This is a genomic window from Streptomyces sp. NPDC041129 (assembly GCF_055592265.1).
Window position 1 is genome coordinate 346640 of record NZ_JBVIYV010000009.1, and the last position, 19276, is coordinate 365915.

Annotated in this window: 14 protein-coding genes; 10 read left to right on the forward strand and 4 right to left on the reverse strand. The window is 70.3% G+C overall.

Annotated features, from left to right (window positions below):
* The gene (locus tag ACZ6B1_RS27235) at positions 1-2088 is read left to right on the forward strand and encodes a protein kinase domain-containing protein (RefSeq protein ID WP_468782552.1); all 2088 of its coding nucleotides are present in this window, start codon (positions 1-3) and stop codon (positions 2086-2088) included.
* A 191-nt stretch (positions 2089-2279) separates the two neighbouring features.
* Here the strand turns inward: ACZ6B1_RS27235 and eccCa are convergent, their stop codons facing one another.
* On the reverse strand, positions 2280-6254 hold the full coding sequence (gene eccCa, locus ACZ6B1_RS27240) for a type VII secretion protein EccCa (RefSeq protein ID WP_468782554.1): 3975 nt from the start codon (positions 6252-6254) through the stop codon (positions 2280-2282).
* 335 nt (positions 6255-6589) lie between these two features.
* Between eccCa and eccD the strand changes: the two genes are divergently transcribed.
* Positions 6590-8098, forward strand: coding sequence for a type VII secretion integral membrane protein EccD (gene eccD, locus ACZ6B1_RS27245; protein WP_468782591.1), 1509 nt, complete (start codon positions 6590-6592; stop codon positions 8096-8098).
* A 70-nt stretch (positions 8099-8168) separates the two neighbouring features.
* Here eccD and ACZ6B1_RS27250 read toward each other — a convergent pair whose 3' ends face one another.
* Positions 8169-8462, reverse strand: a complete 294-nt coding sequence (locus ACZ6B1_RS27250) for a DUF397 domain-containing protein (protein ID WP_250399749.1) — start codon at positions 8460-8462, stop codon at positions 8169-8171.
* Positions 8463-8742: 280 nt separating this feature from the next.
* Here ACZ6B1_RS27250 and rpsO point away from each other — a divergent pair, with 280 nt between their 5' ends.
* The 5 genes from rpsO (at position 8743) to ACZ6B1_RS27275 (ending at position 14193) form a co-directional block, all read left to right on the forward strand.
* Positions 8743-9030 (forward strand): 30S ribosomal protein S15, encoded by a 288-nt coding sequence (gene rpsO / locus ACZ6B1_RS27255; RefSeq protein ID WP_033529274.1) that lies wholly within the window; start codon positions 8743-8745, stop codon positions 9028-9030.
* Positions 9031-9355: 325 nt separating this feature from the next.
* Complete coding sequence (locus ACZ6B1_RS27260) at positions 9356-11575, forward strand: polyribonucleotide nucleotidyltransferase (protein WP_468782556.1); 2220 nt, start codon at positions 9356-9358, stop codon at positions 11573-11575.
* The gene (locus ACZ6B1_RS27265) at positions 11572-12951 is read left to right on the forward strand and encodes a M16 family metallopeptidase (protein ID WP_468782558.1); all 1380 of its coding nucleotides are present in this window, start codon (positions 11572-11574) and stop codon (positions 12949-12951) included. Before ACZ6B1_RS27260 ends, ACZ6B1_RS27265 begins: the two co-directional genes overlap by 4 nt.
* A gap of 23 nt (positions 12952-12974) precedes the next feature.
* A complete protein-coding gene (dapB, locus tag ACZ6B1_RS27270) occupies positions 12975-13727 on the forward strand; it encodes a 4-hydroxy-tetrahydrodipicolinate reductase (protein ID WP_468782560.1) in 753 nt (250 codons plus the stop codon).
* Positions 13728-13740: 13 nt separating this feature from the next.
* Complete coding sequence (locus ACZ6B1_RS27275) at positions 13741-14193, forward strand: hypothetical protein (RefSeq protein ID WP_468782561.1); 453 nt, start codon at positions 13741-13743, stop codon at positions 14191-14193.
* A gap of 86 nt (positions 14194-14279) precedes the next feature.
* Here the strand turns inward: ACZ6B1_RS27275 and ACZ6B1_RS27280 are convergent, their stop codons facing one another.
* Positions 14280-14834 carry a hypothetical protein gene (locus ACZ6B1_RS27280; RefSeq protein WP_468782563.1) on the reverse strand — a complete coding sequence of 185 codons (555 nt, stop codon included), beginning with the start codon at positions 14832-14834 and terminating at the stop codon, positions 14280-14282.
* A gap of 90 nt (positions 14835-14924) precedes the next feature.
* The gene (locus ACZ6B1_RS27285) at positions 14925-15173 is read right to left on the reverse strand and encodes a hypothetical protein (protein WP_468782565.1); all 249 of its coding nucleotides are present in this window, start codon (positions 15171-15173) and stop codon (positions 14925-14927) included.
* A gap of 172 nt (positions 15174-15345) precedes the next feature.
* Here ACZ6B1_RS27285 and thyX point away from each other — a divergent pair, with 172 nt between their 5' ends.
* From thyX to ACZ6B1_RS27300, 3 genes are all read left to right on the forward strand, one after another.
* Positions 15346-16074, forward strand: coding sequence for an FAD-dependent thymidylate synthase (thyX, locus tag ACZ6B1_RS27290; RefSeq protein WP_468782567.1), 729 nt, complete (start codon positions 15346-15348; stop codon positions 16072-16074).
* 212 nt (positions 16075-16286) lie between these two features.
* Positions 16287-17186, forward strand: a complete 900-nt coding sequence (gene dapA / locus ACZ6B1_RS27295; RefSeq protein WP_468782569.1) for a 4-hydroxy-tetrahydrodipicolinate synthase — start codon at positions 16287-16289, stop codon at positions 17184-17186.
* Between the two features lie 155 nt (positions 17187-17341).
* The gene (locus ACZ6B1_RS27300) at positions 17342-19027 is read left to right on the forward strand and encodes a ribonuclease J (RefSeq protein ID WP_468782571.1); all 1686 of its coding nucleotides are present in this window, start codon (positions 17342-17344) and stop codon (positions 19025-19027) included.
* Positions 19028-19276: the final 249 nt, after the last annotated feature.

Genomic DNA, 19276 nt, shown 5'->3' on the forward strand with positions numbered 1-19276 from the left:
ATGAAGCCCCTGGGTGTCGGTGACCCACTCCGCCTCGGGCCGTACCGCCTCCTCGGTGTGCTGGGCGAGGGCGGCATGGGCAAGGTGTACGTCGGCGAGGACGGCACGGGAGGGGTCGCCGCGATCAAGGTGCTGCGGCCCGAACTCGCCCACGATCAGAACCTCGCCCGGCGCTTCGTCCGTGAGGCACTCGCGGCGCAGGCCGTGCGGAGCCCGGGCGTGGCGGCGGTGCTGGGGGCACAGACCGAGGGCGGACGGCCCTGGATCGCCACCGAGTTCCTGGCCGGACCGACCCTGGATCAGGCGGTCGACGGCCACGGCCCACTCGACGAGACCGCTGTCCGTGCCCTCGCGGCATCCGTCGCCCGGACCCTCGGGGACATCCACGCGGCCGGTTTCATCCATCGAGATCTCAAGCCCCAGAACATCGTGCTGACGTCGAGCGGCCCGCGGGTGATCGACTTCGGCATCGCCCGGCCCGAACACGGTCTGACCCTCACCACGACCGGCCAGGTCCCGGTGACGCCGGGATACGGCGCGCCCGAGCAGGTACTGGGGCGGCGGGTGACCCCCGCGGCCGACGTGTTCTCCCTGGGTGCCGTGCTCGTCTACGCGGCCACCGGCCGGCGGGCCTTCGATGGGGCGCATGTGGCTGCCGTCCAGTACGAGGTCGTCCACGGCGAGCCGCGCTGGGACGGCCTGCCCCCGCAACTGCACCCGCTCATCGCCCCCTGCCTGGCCAAGGACGCCGGTGTACGGCCCGGTCCCGCGCAGATCGGCGCGGCGTTCGCCACGTCCGGCAACAGTGGCCGGGTGTGGCGGCGCGGCCCGGTGGCGGACGAGATCAAGGAACGGGAGCGCCAGGTCCGGCAGCTCACCGCGGCACCCGCAACGGGCACGACGACGACGGCGGTGACGAGACGGCGCCTGCTCGCCGGCTTCGCGGCCGGCGGCACGGTGCTCGCCGCCGGTGGCGGAACGACCGGCTGGTGGCTGCTCCGGCAGAAGCACGCGGACCGGAAGGCGGACCCGTTCACGATCCCGCCCGCCGCGCGGACACCGAAGGCCCGCCTGCTGCTCGCGGACGACGGCGACTACATCATCGACGGCTCCCCGAAACCGCTGTGGCACGCCGACGTGGGTGCGGACTCCGAATCCCGCGCCCCGCTGCCCATCAGGGATGTCGTCGTGATCGGCGTCTACGGTGGCGTCGGAGCGTACAACGTCGTCGACGGGAAACAGCGCTGGCATGTGAACGACGCACTGCCCGGCCACTATCTCTCGCTCTCCGACCGACTGCTGGCGGTCCTGGGTGCCGACGGAATCCTGCGGACGTTCGTCCCCTCCACGGGCGAGGCGAAGTGGTCCGCGGACGCCGACGCGGCGGCTCTCGTCGCCGCGGACGACAAGGCCGTCTACGTCATGACGAAGGACCACCGGCTGCGCAGCGTGGGCCGCTCCGACGCCCGGATCAGATGGACGACGCGGATTCCGGCGCCCTACCGCGGAAAGATCACCATTCACGCGGCGGTCGACAGCGGACGCCTGGTACTGGCGACCACCGACGGTGACGTGCTGGTGATGGCGACGGGTGACGGCCGAGTGGCGTGGCAGCGACCGGACCAGGGGGAGAAGATCCCGGTCGAGCCCGTGGCGCGGAACGGAGTCGTCTACCTCAACGGCAGGACCCTGACCGCGCGGAACATCACCGACGGCGCGGAGATCTGGTCGAAGACCACCCAGGACATGTACAGCGCCGCTGCGGAGTGGGGACCGGCGACCGTGCACGCGGACTCCGTGTACGCGGTCGGCGGGATGTTTCCCGAACGCCGCGACGCCGGCGACGGCAGCAAGAAGTGGACTTCCCGGAGCGGCGGCAGCAGCGACAGTCCCGTCCTCGTCCAGGGCACCGGCGTATGGACGATCGACCACTCCTACAAGACCGCGGTGAACGCCGTGTACACGGCGAACGGATACGACGGCTGGACCTACGAACTGCCCGAAGCCGAACGCCACGGCCTCGCCGTCGACGGCAACAGGGCCTTCATCAGAAACGACAGCTCACTGCACGCGCTGCCGGTCTTCTGACGACCTTCTCCATGGCCGCCGTGCCGACTTCGACGTCCTGCGCCCGGATCATGGTGAAGGTCCCGTGCGTCACCGCCGAGAGCGCTCAGGACGGTGTCCGGGCCGATACGCGAAGGGGACCTGCGGGCGTGCGGCCGGCACGGTCACCTGGTACCGGGCCCGCCGCCGCGCCGCGAGCGTAGACGCCACGCTCAGTTCACCTCTTCGGCGACCTGCCCCACCTGCACCATGGGCTTCCCCCGCTTCCGTGACACGAACACGCCCCGGCCCGCCGGCATCGGGCGTGGCCGTACGCCGCCCAGCAGGTCGCCCTCCGCCGGGTCGCCCGCGAGGATGACGCCCTGGGCGCCGAGTTCCTTGATGCGCTGCATGAAGGACTCGTAGCCGGCGCGGCCCGCGCCCGCCGTGGAACGGGCGATGATGAAGCGGACGCCGACGTCGCGGGCGAACGGGAGCAGTTCCGTCAGGCCGGCCAGCGGGTTGCCGCTCGACGTGGACACGAGGTCGTAGTCGTCGATGACGACGTACACCGTGGGGCCCCGCCACCAGCTGCGGTTGCGCAGCTGCTCCGGGGTCACGTCGGCCGTCGGGGTGCGGCGCTGCATCAGGTCGGCCAGCGCGTCCATGTGGTGCTGCATCTGGTTCGACATGGGGATGTACTCCGCCAGGTGGGACGGCGGCGTCACACCGAGCAGCGAGCGGCGGTTGTCGACGACGAACAGCTTGCAGCTGTTGCCGTCGTAGCGCTCGGTGAGGCGCTTGATCAGCAACTTCAGCAGGTTCGACTTGCCGGACTCGCTCTCACCGAACACCAGGAAGAACGGGTCCTGCTCGAAGTCCACGAACACCGGCTCGAGGTTGTCCTCGTCGAGCGCGAAGGAGACGCCGCGCTGCGGGAAACGGTCGCCCGGCGGAAGCTGAGCCGCGGGGAACTCGCGGGGCAGCAGACGCACCTCCGGCGCGCCCGGCTCCTGCCAGTGGCGGGTGACCTCGGCCGCGAGGGCGTTCGTCGCCTCCGCGAGGTCCGTGTCGGAGGAGAGACCGTCGATCCGCGGGACCGCCGCCATGAAGTGCTGCTTCTGCGGGGTCTGGCCGCGCCCCGGCACACCGGTGGGGACGTTGGCCGCGACCTTGCGGTCGAACTCGGAGTCCATCGGGTCGCCGAGCCGCAGCTCGAGGCGGTTCATCAGGTGGTCCTTGAGGTTCGCGCGGACCTCCATCGAGCGCGAGGCGGTGAGGATCAGGTGGATGCCGTAGCCCAGACCGCGCGCGGCGATGTCCAGGACCAGCGGCTCCAGCGCCTCGTAGTCCGTCCGGAAGTTGCCCCAGCCGTCGATGACCAGGAAGACGTCGCCCCAGGGCTGGTCGGTCACCGAGATGTCACCGCGCGCGCGGCGGGAACGGAACTCCGCGATGGAGGAGATCCCCGAGGAGCGGAAGTACTCCTCGCGGCGGGTCATGACGCCGTACACCTCGGCCGCGGTACGCCGGACCTTCTCGGGGTCCAGGCGGGAGGCGACGCCGCCCACGTGCGGCAGGCCGGCCACCGCTGCCATGCCGCCACCACCGAAGTCCAGTCCGTAGATCTGCACTTCCTGGGGGGTGTGGGTGAGCGCGAACGAGGCGATGATCGAGCGCAGCAGCGTCGACTTGCCGGACTGCGGGCCGCCGATGATCTGCATGTGGCCGGCCGCGCCGCCGAAGTCCGTCCACAGCGGGTCGCGCCGCTGCTCGTACGGCTTGTCGACGAGGCCGACCGGGACGACGAGCCGGCCCGCGCCCTCGTAGCCCGGCTGGGTCATGCCGCGGCCGGGCACCGGGGCGAGCCCGGGAAGCAGCGCGTCCAGCGACGGCGGGCTGTCCAGCGGGGGCAGCCACACCTGGTGGGCGCCCGGACCCTGCGCCTCCAGGCGCCGCACGATCACGTCGAGCACGGTGTCGGCGAGCGCGTCGTCCTGCTGTTTCTCGGGTGTCTCCTGGCGCTGCCGCGGGACCGGCGCGTACTGCACCGGCACCTCGGCCGCCGTGAACAGCACCGGCCTGCGGTCGACGGGCAGCGGGCCGCCCAGCGCGGCCGCCGCCTGCGAGCTCGTGCGGTAAACGCCGGAGACGTACGCCGCCTTGAAGCGCACCATCTCGTCGGTGCCGAACTTCAGGAAACCGGAACCCGGCACGTTCGGCAGCTCGTAGGCGTCCGGGACGCCGAGGGCCGCGCGCGACTCGGCCGCCGAGAACGTCCGCAGACCGATCCGGTAGGAGAGGTAGGTCTCCAGGCCGCGCAGGCGGCCCTCCTCAAGGCGCTGCGAGGCCAGCAGCAGGTGCACGCCGAGCGAACGGCCGATACGGCCGATCTGCACGAACATCTCGATGAAGTCGGGCTTCGCGGTGAGCAGTTCGCTGAACTCGTCGATCACCAGGACGAGGGACGGGATCGGCTGCAGCGGCGCGCCCGCCGCGCGTGCCTTCTCGTAGTCGTGGATGTTCGCGTAGTTGCCCGCGTCGCGGAGCATCTCCTGACGGCGGTTGAGCTCGCCGCGGATCGAGTCGCCCATGCGGTCGACGAGGGTCAGGTCGTCCGCGAGGTTGGTGATCACGGCCGCCACGTGCGGCATCTGGGCCATGCCCGCGAAGGTGGCACCGCCCTTGAAGTCGGCGAGGACGAAGTTCAGCGTCTCCGAGGAGTGGGTCACGGCGAGGCCGAGCACCAGCGTGCGCAGCAGCTCCGACTTGCCGGAACCGGTCGCGCCGACGCACAGGCCGTGCGGCCCCATGCCCTCCTGCGCCGCTTCCTTCAGGTCGAGCATCACGGGCCGGCCGTCCTCGCCGAGACCGATCGGCACGCGCAGCCGCTCCGACTGCGAGCGCGGCCGCCAGGTCCGCTTCGTGTCGACCGAGGCCGCGTCGCCCAGGTTGAGCAGATCCGTGAACTCCAGGTTGGCGAGCAGCGGTTCGTCGTCGTCCCCGCCCGAGCCCATCCGCAGCGGCGCCAACTGGCGGGCCAGGGCCTCCGCGGCCTCGTACGACAGGACGTCCGGCGTTCCCTCGTAGACCATGCCGTGCCCCGACTCCAGGCGCAGTTCCTGGGGGTGCACGACGACGGAGAGGTCACCGCGGCCGATGGTGAGGTCGCCGGGCACGACCTCCAGGACCGTCACGCCCTGCAGGCCCTCGGGGTTCGCCAGCAGCGACGTGGGCGGCAGCGAGACGCCGTCGAGCACGACCACCACGTGCGGCTGCTCGGCCACCGGCGGCGCGCCGGGGTGGAAACGGGGGCGGCCCTGGAGGCGGGAGGCGAGCCGGTCCTCCAGCTCCACCGGGCTGGTGGTGATCAGGCGCATGCTGCCGGCACCGTCGGCGAGGCCCGGGGCCTGCGCGTGCGGCAGCCACTTGGCCCACTCCCACTCGGGCGCCGACTCCCGGCCGGTGACGACCGCGATGACCAGGTCCTCGGGGGAGTGCAGGGAGGCGAGGGAGCCGGCGACGGCACGGGCGGTGCCGCGCACGGTGCCCGGCTCGCCGCTGATCGTCACGTGGTAGAAGGCCCGCAGCGACACCGCCATCGGCAGGTCGTCCAGGGCGCTGTGCGTGGCCAGGAAGCGCTGCATGGCACCCGCGGTCAGCGGCTCCAGCTCGTCGACCGGGGCGGTCTGCGGCGGAATCAGCGGAGTTGCCAGCGCCTGCGGACCCAGGCCCACTCGCACCTGCCCGAAGTCCTCGTCACCGGTGCGCCGTTCCCACACCCGGCTGCCCTCGGCGACCAGCGCCCACAGTTGCTCCGGTGAAGGATGCAGGTAGAACTGGGCGTCGCGCTGGGCCTTGGCGGTGCCCAGAGCCTCGCGGCGGGTCTGCGACAGGTAACGGAGGTAGTCGCGGCGCATGTCGGCCATCTGCCCCTGGCTGCCGCGCCGGTAGCGGACGAGCATCGAGATGCCCATGCCGATCGTCGACGCCACCATGACCAGGCCCATGATCTTCATGAACGGCTGGGCCTGGGGGTTGAAGAAGAACACCACGGACCCGCCCATGCCGAGCATGGGCAGGAGCTGCATCAGCGCGCCCTCCTGCTGACCGCGCGGGAGCTCCGGCGGCGCCTGCAGTACGACCTCGTCCGTGGGCACTTCCTTCGGCAGTGCCCGTGGCGGGCGCTTGACGACGATGTGGCTCACTACGCACCAATTCCCTTGCCGGACCGAGATTTTTCGTCCGCCGCCCCGTGTCAGGCGAACGTCGACCGCGAAGCGCGATCCTACTGACAACCACGGACAACGGCGGGCGGTAGGGTGCCGGTGAGACGCGTGAGCAGTTGCGAATCGTTCCGGGAAAACCCGGGCAATCCGCAACGGTTCGAAGCGAGCGCCACCTCGCGAACCCCGGATGCGACCCCGCGGTCGGCCGACGGAACGGAAGGCGCGGCTCAACCTACACAGGATCTTTACGGGCGGAAGGGTGCGCGGCGGCACCGCGGGCCCGCCCCACCGACGAGGGGGAACAGCAGGTGAGCATGACGGCCTCCGCGCCGGCCGGCGCGACCGGTGGACCGGGCACCGGAGCCCCTTCCGGGGCGGGCATGGGATTCGGCTTCTGCCGGGTCACCATCGTGGCACCCGACAGCCGTATCGACGTGGCTCTGCCCGACGACGTACCGGTCGCCGACCTGTACCCGGAGATCCTGCGCCTCTCCCAGCAGAGCCCCGCCGAGGGCGCGCCGGTCGGCTATCACCTCGTACGGCGGGACGGCACCGTCCTCGACGGTGCCCGCTCCTTCACCGCCCAGCGCATCCTCGACGGCGAACTGCTCACCCTGCGCCCGTTCGCCGAGTCGCTGCCGCCCGCCGTCCTCGACGACGTCTCCGAGGCGGTGGCCTCCGCCGTCACCCGCGACCGCACGCTGTGGAGCGGCGACCTCACCCGTGCCGCCGGTCTGGTCGCGGCCGGCATCCTGCCCGCGCTCCTCGCGTTCGTGGCCTGGAGCTCGCAGATCCGGCACGACATGAACAGCCTGCAGGGCATCGTCGCGGGCGTCACCGGCGTCCTGCTCGTCAGCATCGCCTGCGTACGCGCGCGCGTGTACGACGACCGGGGCTCCGCGGTCGCGCTCGGACTCGGGGCGCTGCCGAACGTCGGCGTGGCGGGCTCGGGCCTGCTGCCGCTCGCCGGCGGTGAGGGCATCGGGCGGCTGCAGTTCCTGCTCGCCTGCGCGGCAGTCCTCGTCGCCTCCGTGGTGCTCACCCTGGTGTCGCCGGGCGGTGACGGACCCTTCGTGGCGTTCGTCTTCGCCTCCGTCATCGGCCTGATCACCACCTTCATCGCGATCCTCGCCGAGCTGAGGCCCATCGAGACGGCCGCGATCTGCGCCCCGCTGTCCGTCGTGGCGCTGGCCTTCCTGCCGGGTCTGTCCATGCGCTTCGCGCGGCTGCCCATCGGCTTCGAGCCGCCCAACCCGTCCCGCGGCGGCTACGACAGGGGCGAGCCCGCCCCGCAGGAGCCCGTGGACGCCGAACGGGTGGCCGCGCAGGCCCGCCGCGGCCACGAACTCCTCGTCGGCCTCGTCGGGGGCTGCGCCCTCGTCGCCGTCGGCGCTTCGATCGTCCTCGGCTTCTCCAGCAACAACTGGGCCCAGCTCCTCGCCCTCGCGACCGGCGTGGCGATGCTGATGCGGGCGCACCTGTTCCGCTACACCCAGCAGGTCGGCGCCACCCTGGCCGCGGGCCTCGCCGCGATCGTCTTCCTCGGCCTCGGGCTCGCCCTGAACCCGCCGCGCGACTACGTGATCGACGCCTTCCAGGGCGACACCACCGCCCTCGACATCCGCAGCGTCTGGCTCGCAGCGGCCGTCGGCGCGGCCATCGCCCTGGTCACCGCGATCGCCCTGATCACCCCGCGGCGCGGCGTCACCCCCTTCTGGGGACGCTTCCTGGAGATCGCCGAGAGCTTCGTGCTGCTCACTCTGATCCCGCTGGCGCTGGCCGTCTTCGACGTCTACGCGCAGGCCCGGGCGATGACCAGCTAGGGGGCACGGCACCCCCACGGCACCGAGAAGGGCGGCACGCACGCGTGCCGCCCTTCTCCCGTACTCCGCGTCAGTCCGCCGCGAGCCCGCCGTTGTGCGGCATCGGCTTCAGGTCGAACTCGCCGTCGCGGGCGCCCAGGACGAAGGCCCGCCACTCGGCCTCCGTGTACCGCAGGACCGTGCCCGGGTCGAGAGAGGAACGCATCGCCACCGCCCCGGCCGGCAGGTACGCGATCTCGACCCGCTCCTCGTGCTCCTCGGTGCCTGGCGCGCAGTGCCACTCGGCGTCCGAGATGTCGAGCGCGTACAGCTCGTCCCGCTCCCGCTCCTTGCGTGCCTTCATCTCCGCTTCCGACTCCGCCATCCCGAAGCGACCCCTTCCCGACGTACGTACGCTCAGTAGGCTCACCCTAGTGGCGGCCACCTCCCGCTCCGGGGCGTTCCGGAACCGGGGGCAAGGGGCCCGCGTCCGCCTGGTACCCTGGTCGACGGCCGTTTGTGTACGCACCCCCGGAGCAACCGCAGGTATCCCCTGCCGCCCTGGAGGCCGCGCCCAGCGGATCCCCGCCTTCCGAGTCGTGGAAGCTCCCCCGAGAAGTGGACCGGGGGCACTCGATGGCACTTACAGACTATGAGGAGTACGCGTGTCGCTCGACGCCGCTACGAAGAAGCAGATCATCAGCGAGTTCGGTACCAAGGAGGGCGACACCGGCTCCCCCGAGGTCCAGGTCGCCATGCTCTCGCGTCGCATCTCCGACCTGACGGAGCACCTGAAGACCCACAAGCACGACCACCACTCCCGCCGTGGTCTGCTGATCCTGGTCGGTCAGCGCCGTCGCCTGCTGCAGTACCTGGCGAAGAAGGACATCCAGCGCTTCCGTACGCTGGTCGACCGTCTGGGCATCCGCCGCGGTGCGGCGGGCGCGAAGTAAGACGCCGTGAAGGGAGCGGTTCCCGAAAGGACTCGGGGGCCGCTCCCTTTGCCGTACGTGCGGAACGTGCGTGGTGTCACACCCGCTTTGTAGTGTGGTAGCACAACGCAGTACGCACGACACGGAACACGTACGGCAGAACCCGTACAAAACAGAACGAGGAGAAGCGCACCTCGCCGCCGCCGGTCCTCGGTAGTGGCCCCCGGGGGGGAAGTGAGCCCCGGGTGCTTCGATCGAAGACCGGCCCGCACCAGACGGAGCGCCTCTCCACAAACGTCCCCCTGCCACACGGGCGGCGAGGGACGAAGACGAGGAGAAAACGCTAGTGGAGAACGAGACCCACTACGCCGAGGCCGTCATCGACAATGGCGCCTTCGGCACCCGCACCATCCGCTTCGAGACGGGCCGCCTGGCCAAGCAGGCCGCCGGCTCCGCCGTCGCGTACCTGGACGACGACACCATGGTGCTGTCGGCCACCAGCGCTTCCAAGAAGCCCAAGGACCAGCTCGACTTCTTCCCCCTGACGGTGGACGTCGAGGAGCGCATGTACGCCGCGGGCAAGATCCCCGGCAGCTTCTTCCGCCGCGAGGGCCGTCCCTCCGAGGACGCCGTCCTCACCTGCCGTCTCATCGACCGTCCGCTGCGTCCGTCCTTCAAGAAGGGCCTTCGCAACGAGATCCAGGTCGTCGCCACGATCATGGCGCTCAACCCCGACCACCTGTACGACGTCGTGGCGATCAACGCCGCCTCCGCGTCCACCCAGCTGGCCGGTCTGCCCTTCTCCGGCCCGGTCGGCGGCGTCCGCGTCGCGCTGATCAACGGCCAGTGGGTCGCGTTCCCGACGCACACCGAGCTCGAGGACGCCGTCTTCGACATGGTCGTCGCCGGTCGCGTCCTGGAGGACGGCGACGTCGCGATCATGATGGTCGAGGCCGAGGCCACCGACAAGACCATCCAGCTGGTCAAGGGCGGCGCCGAGGCGCCGACCGAGGAGGTCGTGGCCGCCGGCCTCGAGGCCGCGAAGCCCTTCATCAAGGTCCTGTGCAAGGCGCAGTCGGACCTCGCCGCGAAGGCCGCCAAGCCGACCGCCGAGTTCCCGATCTTCCTGGACTACGAGGACGACGTCCTCGAGGCCCTGACCGCCGCGGTCAAGAGCGAGCTCGCCCAGGCGCTCACCATCGCCGGCAAGCAGGACCGCGAGGCCGAGCTCGACCGCGTCAAGGACATCGCCGCCGAGAAGCTCCTCCCGCAGTTCGAGGGCCGCGAGAAGGAGATCTCCGCCGCGTACCGCGCGCTGACCAAGAAGCTGGTCCGCGAGCGCGTCATCAAGGACAAGGTCCGCATCGACGGCCGTGGCGTCACGGACATCCGTACGCTGGCCGCCGAGGTCGAGGCCATCCCGCGGGTCCACGGTTCGGCGCTGTTCGAGCGTGGCGAGACCCAGATCCTGGGCGTCACCACCCTGAACATGCTCCGCATGGAGCAGCAGCTGGACACCCTCTCGCCGGTGACCCGCAAGCGCTACATGCACAACTACAACTTCCCGCCGTACTCCGTCGGTGAGACGGGCCGCGTCGGCTCCCCGAAGCGCCGCGAGATCGGCCACGGCGCGCTCGCCGAGCGCGCGATCGTGCCGGTCCTGCCGACCCGCGAGGAGTTCCCCTACGCGATCCGTCAGGTGTCCGAGGCCCTCGGCTCCAACGGCTCGACGTCCATGGGCTCGGTCTGCGCCTCCACCATGTCGCTGCTGAACGCCGGTGTGCCGCTCAAGGCCCCCGTCGCCGGTATCGCCATGGGTCTGATCTCCCAGGAGATCGACGGCCAGACGCACTACGTCGCCCTCACCGACATCCTCGGTGCGGAGGACGCCTTCGGCGACATGGACTTCAAGGTCGCCGGCACCAAGGAGTTCGTGACCGCCCTCCAGCTCGACACCAAGCTGGACGGCATTCCCGCCTCCGTCCTGGCCGCGGCCCTCAAGCAGGCCCGCGACGCCCGCCTCCACATCCTCGACGTGATGATGGAAGCGATCGACACGCCGGACGAGATGTCCCCGAACGCCCCGCGGATCATCACCGTCAAGATCCCCGTGGACAAGATCGGTGAGGTCATCGGCCCCAAGGGCAAGATGATCAACCAGATCCAGGAGGACACCGGCGCCGAGATCACGATCGAGGACGACGGCACCATCTACATCGGTGCCGCCGACGGCCCGGCCGCCGAGGCCGCCCGCGCCACGATCAACGGCATCGCCAACCCGACCATGCCGGAGGTCGGCGAGCGCTACCTGGGCACCGTCGTGAAGACGACGACCTTCGGTGCGTTCGTGTCGCTGCTCCCGGGCAAGGACGGGCTGCTGCACATCTCGCAGATCCGCAAGCTCGCCGGCGGCAAGCGCGTGGAGAACGTCGAGGACGTCCTCGGTGTGGGCCAGAAGGTCCAGGTCGAGATCGCCGAGATCGACTCCCGCGGCAAGCTGTCCCTCATTCCGGTGATCGAGGGCGAAGAAGGCGACGAGACGAAGAAGGACGACGCCGACCAGTGACGTCCCGTGGCTCCAAGGCGACGGCCCGCACCTCTTCGGAGGCGCGGGCCGTCGCCCGTACCCAAACCCTCATCAAGGGCACCGGCGGCATCGGCACGGTCCGCAAGACCACCCTCCCCGGCGGCCTGCGCATCGTCACCGAGACCCTGCCCTCGGTGCGCTCGGCCACCTTCGGCATCTGGGCGCACGTGGGCTCCCGCGACGAGACCCCGTCGCTGAACGGCGCCACGCACTACCTGGAGCACCTGCTCTTCAAGGGCACCGCCAAGCGCAGCGCGCTGGACATCTCCGCCGCCATCGACGCCGTCGGCGGCGAGATGAACGCGTTCACGGCCAAGGAGTACACGTGCTACTACGCGCGCGTGCTCGACACCGACCTCCCGCTCGCCATCGACGTCGTGTGCGACATGCTGACCGGCTCGCTGATCCTCGAGGAGGACGTCAACGTCGAGCGCGGCGCCATCCTCGAAGAGATCGCGATGACCGAGGACGACCCGGGGGACTGTGTGCACGACCTGTTCGCGCACACCATGTTCGGTGACAACGCCCTCGGCCGCCCGGTCCTCGGCACCGTCGACACGGTCAACGCCCTCACCGCCGACCGCATCCGCCGCTTCTACAAGAAGCACTACGACCCGACCCACCTCGTGGTCGCCTGCGCCGGCAACATCGACCACAACAAGGTCGTACGGCAGGTCCGCGCCGCCTTCGAGAAGGCGGACGCCTTCAAGGACCTCGGCGCACAGCCCGTCGCCCCGCGCGACGGCCGCCGCTCGATCCGGACGAGCGGCAAGGTGGAACTGCTCGCCCGCAAGACCGAGCAGGCCCACGTCGTCCTCGGCATGCCGGGCCTCGCCCGCGCCGACGACCGGCGCTGGGCCATGGGCGTGCTCAACACCGCCCTCGGCGGCGGCATGTCCTCCCGTCTCTTCCAGGAGGTCCGGGAGAAGCGCGGCCTCGCCTACAGCGTGTACTCGTACACCTCGGGATTCGCCGACTGCGGCCTGTTCGGTGTGTACGCCGGCTGCCGGCCCAGCCAGGTGCACGACGTGCTGAGGATCTGCCGCGACGAGCTCGACCAGGTCGCCCAGAACGGCCTCTCCGACGACGAGATCGGCAGGGCCATCGGCCAGCTCCGGGGCTCCACCGTCCTGGGCATGGAGGACACCGGCGCGCTGATGAACCGCATCGGCAAGAGTGAGCTGTGCTGGGGCGAGCAGATGTCCGTCGACGACATGCTGGCGAAGATAGCCGCGGTCACTCCGGACGAGGTCCGGTCGGTCGCCCGGGACATCCTGGGCCAACGCCCGTCGCTGTCGGTCATCGGCCCGCTGAAGGAAAAGCAGGCCGCGCGGCTGCACGACGCCGTCGCCTAATCACCTCCGTAAGGAAGCAACAGATGAGCAAGCTGCGCGTGGCGGTAATCGGCGCCAAGGGCCGGATCGGGTCCGAGGCGGTACGGGCGGTCGAGGCCGCCGAGGACATGGAGCTGGTCGCCGCCCTCGGCCGGGGCGACAGGCTGGAGACCCTGGCGGAGACCGGCGCCCAGGTCGCCGTCGAACTCACCACGCCCGCCTCCGTCATGGGCAACCTCGACTTCTGCGTGCGCCACGGCATCCACGCGGTCGTCGGTACGACGGGCTGGACCGAGGACCGCCTCGCGCAGCTGACGGGCTGGCTCGCCCAGTCCCCGCAGACCGGCGTGCTCATCGCGCCGAACTTCTCCATCGGTGCCGTGCTCACCATGAAGTTCGCGCAGATCGCCGCCCCGTACTTCGAGTCGGTCGAGGTCATCGAGCTGCACCACCCGAACAAGGTGGACGCCCCCTCCGGGACCGCCACGCGCACGGCCCAGCTCATCGCCGAGGCCCGCCGCCGGGCCGGTTCGGCCCCGGCGCCGGACGCCACCGTGACCGCCCTGGACGGCGCCCGCGGGGCCGACGTCGACGGCGTCCCCGTGCACTCCGTCCGGCTGCGCGGCCTGCTGGCCCACCAGGAGGTGCTGCTCGGCGCCGAGGGCGAGACCCTCACCGTCCGCCACGACTCCCTGCACCACAGCAGCTTCATGCCGGGCATCCTGCTCGGTGCCCGCCGCGTGGTGTCGACTCCGGGCCTCACCTTCGGCCTGGAACACTTCCTCGACCTGAGCTGAGCCCGAACACATCATGCGCGCGAAGATCACCTACCTCGTCACGGCCGCCGTCCTGGTCTTCTACTTCGTCCTGGTCGGCAGCCGCGGCGTGATGCTCATCCAGACCGGCACGCTCCTGACCGTCACCTTCGGGGTGGCGGTGCTGATCCTGCCGGTCATCGGCCTGTGGTTCCTGTGGAAGAACACCCAGTTCGTCCGCCGGGCCAACCTGCTCGCCGCCGAACTGGAGGCCGAGGGCGGCCTGCCCGTCGACGAGCTGCGGCGCACCCCGAGCGGCCGCATCGACCGCGACTCGGCGGACGAGGTGTTCGCCCGGCGCAAGGCCGAGACGGAGGAGGCCCCGGACGACTGGCGCAGCTGGTTCCGGCTCGCCGTCGCCTACCACGACGCCCGCGACACCCCGCGCGCCCGGAAGGCGATGCAGCGGGCCATCGCCCTGCACGACGGCAGGCCCGTCCAGGTGTGAGCCGGGCGGGGCAGCCCAGCCGGTACGAGGAAGGGGCCGGACCGCGGCACACGTGGTCCGGCCCCTTCGCCATGGTCCGAGGGCGGTCAGCCGCGCCCGTACTCCGCGGCCCACGCCTCCACCGTGTCCGCCGCCCGGTCGAAGGCCGCGGGCCGGTGCAGGAAGTCCAGGGAGTGCGTGGTCAGCAGCGGCGGCGTGTCCTCGACGGCCCGGTCCTTGCGCACGAGCGTCAGCGCCTGCCCCTGCACGGTGCGCGGCAGCCCCAGCCAGCGCACCGGCTGCTGAGCCGTCCGTACCGCGATCACCCGCTGCCAGGGCACCGTTCGTGTCATCAGGAAGCCCACCTGGCGCAGTCCGCGCGCGCTCACCCACACGCCCATGCGCAGCACACGCAGCGCGGAGGCGATGACGGCCAGCGCCAGGGTGAGGACTAGACCCGCGGCGGACACCGAGTCGGTCAGGGCGATGAGGACCGCCCCGAACAGCACGAACGAGGAGAGCAGCAGTCCCAGGGCGGCACCGCCCACCCGCCAGGGCCCGGGCCGGTAGGGTCGCCGCCAGCGGTCCCGGTCGTCGTACGGCAGCGGGCTCTCGGAAGCCGCGTCGAAGGAGCGGTCGGCCGTCAGGAAGGGCAGGGGCACGGCTGGTCCTCACTCGATCCTCGCTGGGGCTGTGCCCGGTGAGGCTATCCGGCCGGGTTCCCGCCCACCACCCGTGGGCGGCCGGAAGGGTCAGTGCCCCTGGGCGTGCCCCTGCGAGGCCTGGGACTGCTGGGCCGGCGCATCGGACGGCGTGGACAGCGCCGGCATCCCGAGGACCAGGGCCCCGACTAGCCCGGCGAGGAGGGTCAGGCCCAGCAGCCAGCGTCCGGCCAGCTCGCCGAGCGACGCCCGCTCACGGGGCGGGGGAGTGACATTACTGCGGAACCTGTCCGTCTCGGCCAGGAAGGCGAAGGGTACGGGCTCACGCCGGCGGAACATCGTGGGTCCAGCTCCTTTCGGGGGCGAACGATCAGGCCTCACCGGTACAGACGCTCCAGCGACACCAAAGGTGCCCATGTCCGAAAAAATGCGTGGCAAGGTCACTGTTCGGGACTGTCAGGGGTGCCCCGTACAGTGGGCGCGAACCTCAAGAAGTGATGGAAGGACCTCCGTGACCACCCCCGAGTCGCTCACTTTCCGCAGCGATGTCACCGTCGAGCTGGTGAAGTCCAGCGCGTCGGACGCCGACGTCCTCTTCGCCGCCCGCGTCTCCACCGTCGGCGAGCAGTCGCTGGACGAGCTGAAGAAGGACCCGGAGCGCTCCAAGGGCCTGATCAACTACCTGATGCGCGACCGGCACGGCAGCCCGTTCGAGCACAACTCGATGACCTTCTTCATCAGCGCCCCGATCTTCGTCTTCCGCGAGTTCATGCGGCACCGGGTCGGCTGGTCCTACAACGAGGAGTCGGGCCGCTACCGGGAGCTCCAGCCGGTCTTCTACGTCCCCGGGGAGGACCGCAAGCTGGTCCAGGAGGGCCGCCCGGGGAAGTACGTCTTCGTCGAGGGCACACCGTCCCAGCAGGAGGCCGTGCGCAGCACCCTCGAGGAGTCCTACGAGCAGGCCTACTCGGCGTACCAGAAGCTCCTGGCCGAGGGCGTCGCCCGCGAGGTGGCCCGCGCCGCCCTCCCCGTCGGTCTCTTCTCCTCGATGTACGCCACCTGCAACGCCCGCTCCCTGATGCACTTCCTCGGTCTGCGCACCCAGCACGAGCTGGCCAAGGTGCCGTCCTTCCCGCAGCGGGAGATCGAGATGGTCGGCGAGCTGATGGAGGCGGAGTGGGCCAAGCTCATGCCGCTCACCTATGCCGCCTTCAACGCGAACGGGCGTGTGGCTCCGTAAACGAAGCCGTGTTCCCTCACGCGGAACGGATGTACGGATCAGCCGGGCGAAGTGTCCGTATTGCGGCATTCGGAGAAGTTCATCTAGCCTGATCAAACGGACCCGGCACTGCTTGAACCCCCGAGCAGGCAGTGCCGGGCTCCTTATTTGTCGTGACTTGCCCGGCACCCCAAGGGCAGACCACGCCTGGAGCACCGAGTAGCGTGTTACCCATGGCTCCGACCTCGACTCCGCAGACCCCCTTCGGGCGGGTCCTCACCGCCATGGTCACGCCCTTCACGGCGGACGGCGCACTCGACCTCGACGGCGCGCAGCGGCTCGCCACCCACCTGGTGGACGCAGGCAACGACGGCCTGATCATCAACGGGACCACCGGCGAGTCCCCCACCACCAGTGACGCGGAGAAATCGGACCTCGTGCGAGCCGTGGTGGAAGCGGTCGGCGACCGCGCCCACGTCGTGGCCGGAGTCGGCACCAACGACACCCGCCACAGCATCGACCTGGCCCGCGAGGCGGAGCGCGCCGGCGCGCACGGCCTGCTGGTCGTGACGCCGTACTACAACAAGCCCCCTCAGGAGGGCCTGTACCGCCACTTCACGACCATCGCGGACACCACCGGCCTGCCGGTCATGCTCTACGACATCCCCGGCCGCAGCGGGGTCCCGATCAACACGGAGACCCTGGTCCGCCTCGCGGAGCACCCGCGGATCGTCGCCAACAAGGACGCCAAGGGCGACCTCGGCCGCGCCGGCTGGGCCATCGCGCAGTCCGGTCTCGCCTGGTACTCCGGTGACGACATGCTCAACCTGCCGCTGCTCTCCGTGGGCGCGGTCGGCTTCGTCTCCGTCGTCGGCCACGTCGTCACCCCCGACCTGCGAGCCCTCGTCGACGCGTACACCTCGGGCGACGTCGTCAAGGCCACGGAGATCCACCAGAAGCTGCTCCCGGTGTACACCGGCATGTTCCGTACCCAGGGCGTCATGACCACCAAGGCCGCACTCGCCCTGCAGGGGCTGCCCGCAGGCCCCCTGCGCGCACCCATGGTCGAGTGCTCGCCCGAGGAGATCGCCCAGCTCAAGATCGATCTTGCCGCCGGCGGGGTACAGCTCTGACAACAGACTTGGCACCACCCGAGCTTCACAACTGAATCGACAATCGAATAGCGGGCCACCGGTGCCCGCACCCCACAACGACAACTGCTTCTGCACGAACGTCATGCGCGCCACGTGCCCGACCGGTACGTGGCGCGCGTGGTGAGGAGAGTCTTTTGAGTCATCCGCATCCTGAACTCGGACCGCCCCCGTCGCTCCCCGAGGGCGGCCTGCGTGTCACCCCGCTCGGCGGTCTCGGCGAGATCGGCCGGAACATGACGGTCTTCGAATACGGCGGCCGCCTGCTGATCGTCGACTGCGGAGTGCTCTTCCCCGAGGAGGAGCAGCCCGGAATCGACCTGATCCTGCCGGACTTCTCGTCCATCCGGGACCGCCTCGACGACATCGAGGGCATCGTCCTCACCCACGGTCACGAGGACCACATCGGCGGTGTCCCCTACCTGCTCCGCGAGAAGCCGGACATCCCGCTGATCGGCTCCAAGCTGACCCTCGCCCTCATCGAGGCCAAGCTCCAGGAACACCGGATCCGCCCGTACACCCTCGAGGTGGCGGAGGGGAACCGTGAGCGCATCGGCCCCTTCGACTGCGAGTTCATCGCGGTCAACCACTCCATCCCGGACGCCCTGGCGGTCGCCATCCGCACCCCCGCGGGCATGGCCGTGCACACCGGCGACTTCAAGATGGACCAGCTCCCGCTGGACAACCGCCTCACCGACCTGCACGCGTTCGCCCGCCTCAGCGAGGAGGGCATCGACCTCCTGCTCGCCGACTCGACGAACGCCGAGGTGCCGGGCTTCGTCCCGCCCGAGCGCGACATCTCCAACGTCCTGCGGCAGGTCTTCGCCGGCGCCCGCAAACGGATCATCGTGGCGAGTTTCGCCAGCCACGTCCACCGCATCCAGCAGATCCTGGACGCGGCCCACGAGTACGGCCGCCGGGTCGCCTTCGTCGGCCGCTCGATGGTCCGCAACATGGGCATCGCCCGCGACCTCGGTTACCTCAAGGTCCCGCCGGGCCTGGTCGTGGACGTGAAGACCCTCGACGACCTCCCGGACCACGAGGTGGTCCTGGTCTGCACGGGCTCCCAGGGCGAACCGATGGCCGCCCTGTCCCGGATGGCCAACCGCGACCACCAGATCCGGATCGTCCCGGGCGACACGGTGATCCTGGCGTCGTCCCTCATCCCGGGCAACGAGAACGCGGTCTACCGCGTGATCAACGGCCTGACCCGCTGGGGCGCCAACGTCGTGCACAAGGGCAACGCCAAGGTGCACGTCTCGGGCCACGCCTCCGCGGGCGAGCTGCTGTACTTCTACAACATCTGCCGCCCGAGGAACCTGATGCCGGTCCACGGCGAATGGCGCCACCTGCGCGCCAACGCCGAGCTGGGCGCGTTGACCGGTGTCCCGCACGACCGGATCGTGATCGCCGAGGACGGCGTGGTCGTCGACCTGGTCGAGGGCAAGGCCACGATCTCCGGCAAGGTGCAGGCCGGGTACGTCTACGTTGACGGGCTCTCGGTCGGCGATGTGGGCGAGCCGGCCCTGAAGGACCGCAAGATCCTCGGTGACGAGGGCATCATCTCGGTCTTCGTGGTGGTGGACTCGTCCACCGGCAAGATCACGGGTGGCCCGCACATCCAGGCCCGTGGCTCCGGCATCGAGGACTCGGCCTTCACAGGTGTCGTCCCGAAGATCACTGAGGTGCTGGAGCGCTCCGCCCAGGACGGTGTTGTGGAGCCGCACCAGCTGCAGCAACTGATCCGACGCACCCTGGGCAAGTGGGTCTCGGACACCTACCGCCGCAGGCCGATGATCCTGCCGGTCGTCGTCGAGGTGTGACACGCCGACTGCGTGAACTAGGAGCGGGGCGCCTCGATTTGCATCGGGGCGCCCCGCTCCAGTACGTTTACGGCTCCGCCCGAGCGGGAACCCCAGAGCTTCATGCGCTGGACGACGGTTGCCACGGATCGGGTGGGAAATCCGGCTCAGAACTTCTGATAAAGTCGGAACCGCCGGAAAGGGAAACGCGAGAGCGGAAACCTGGAAAGCACCGAGGAAATCGGATCGAGAAAAGATCTGATAGAGTCG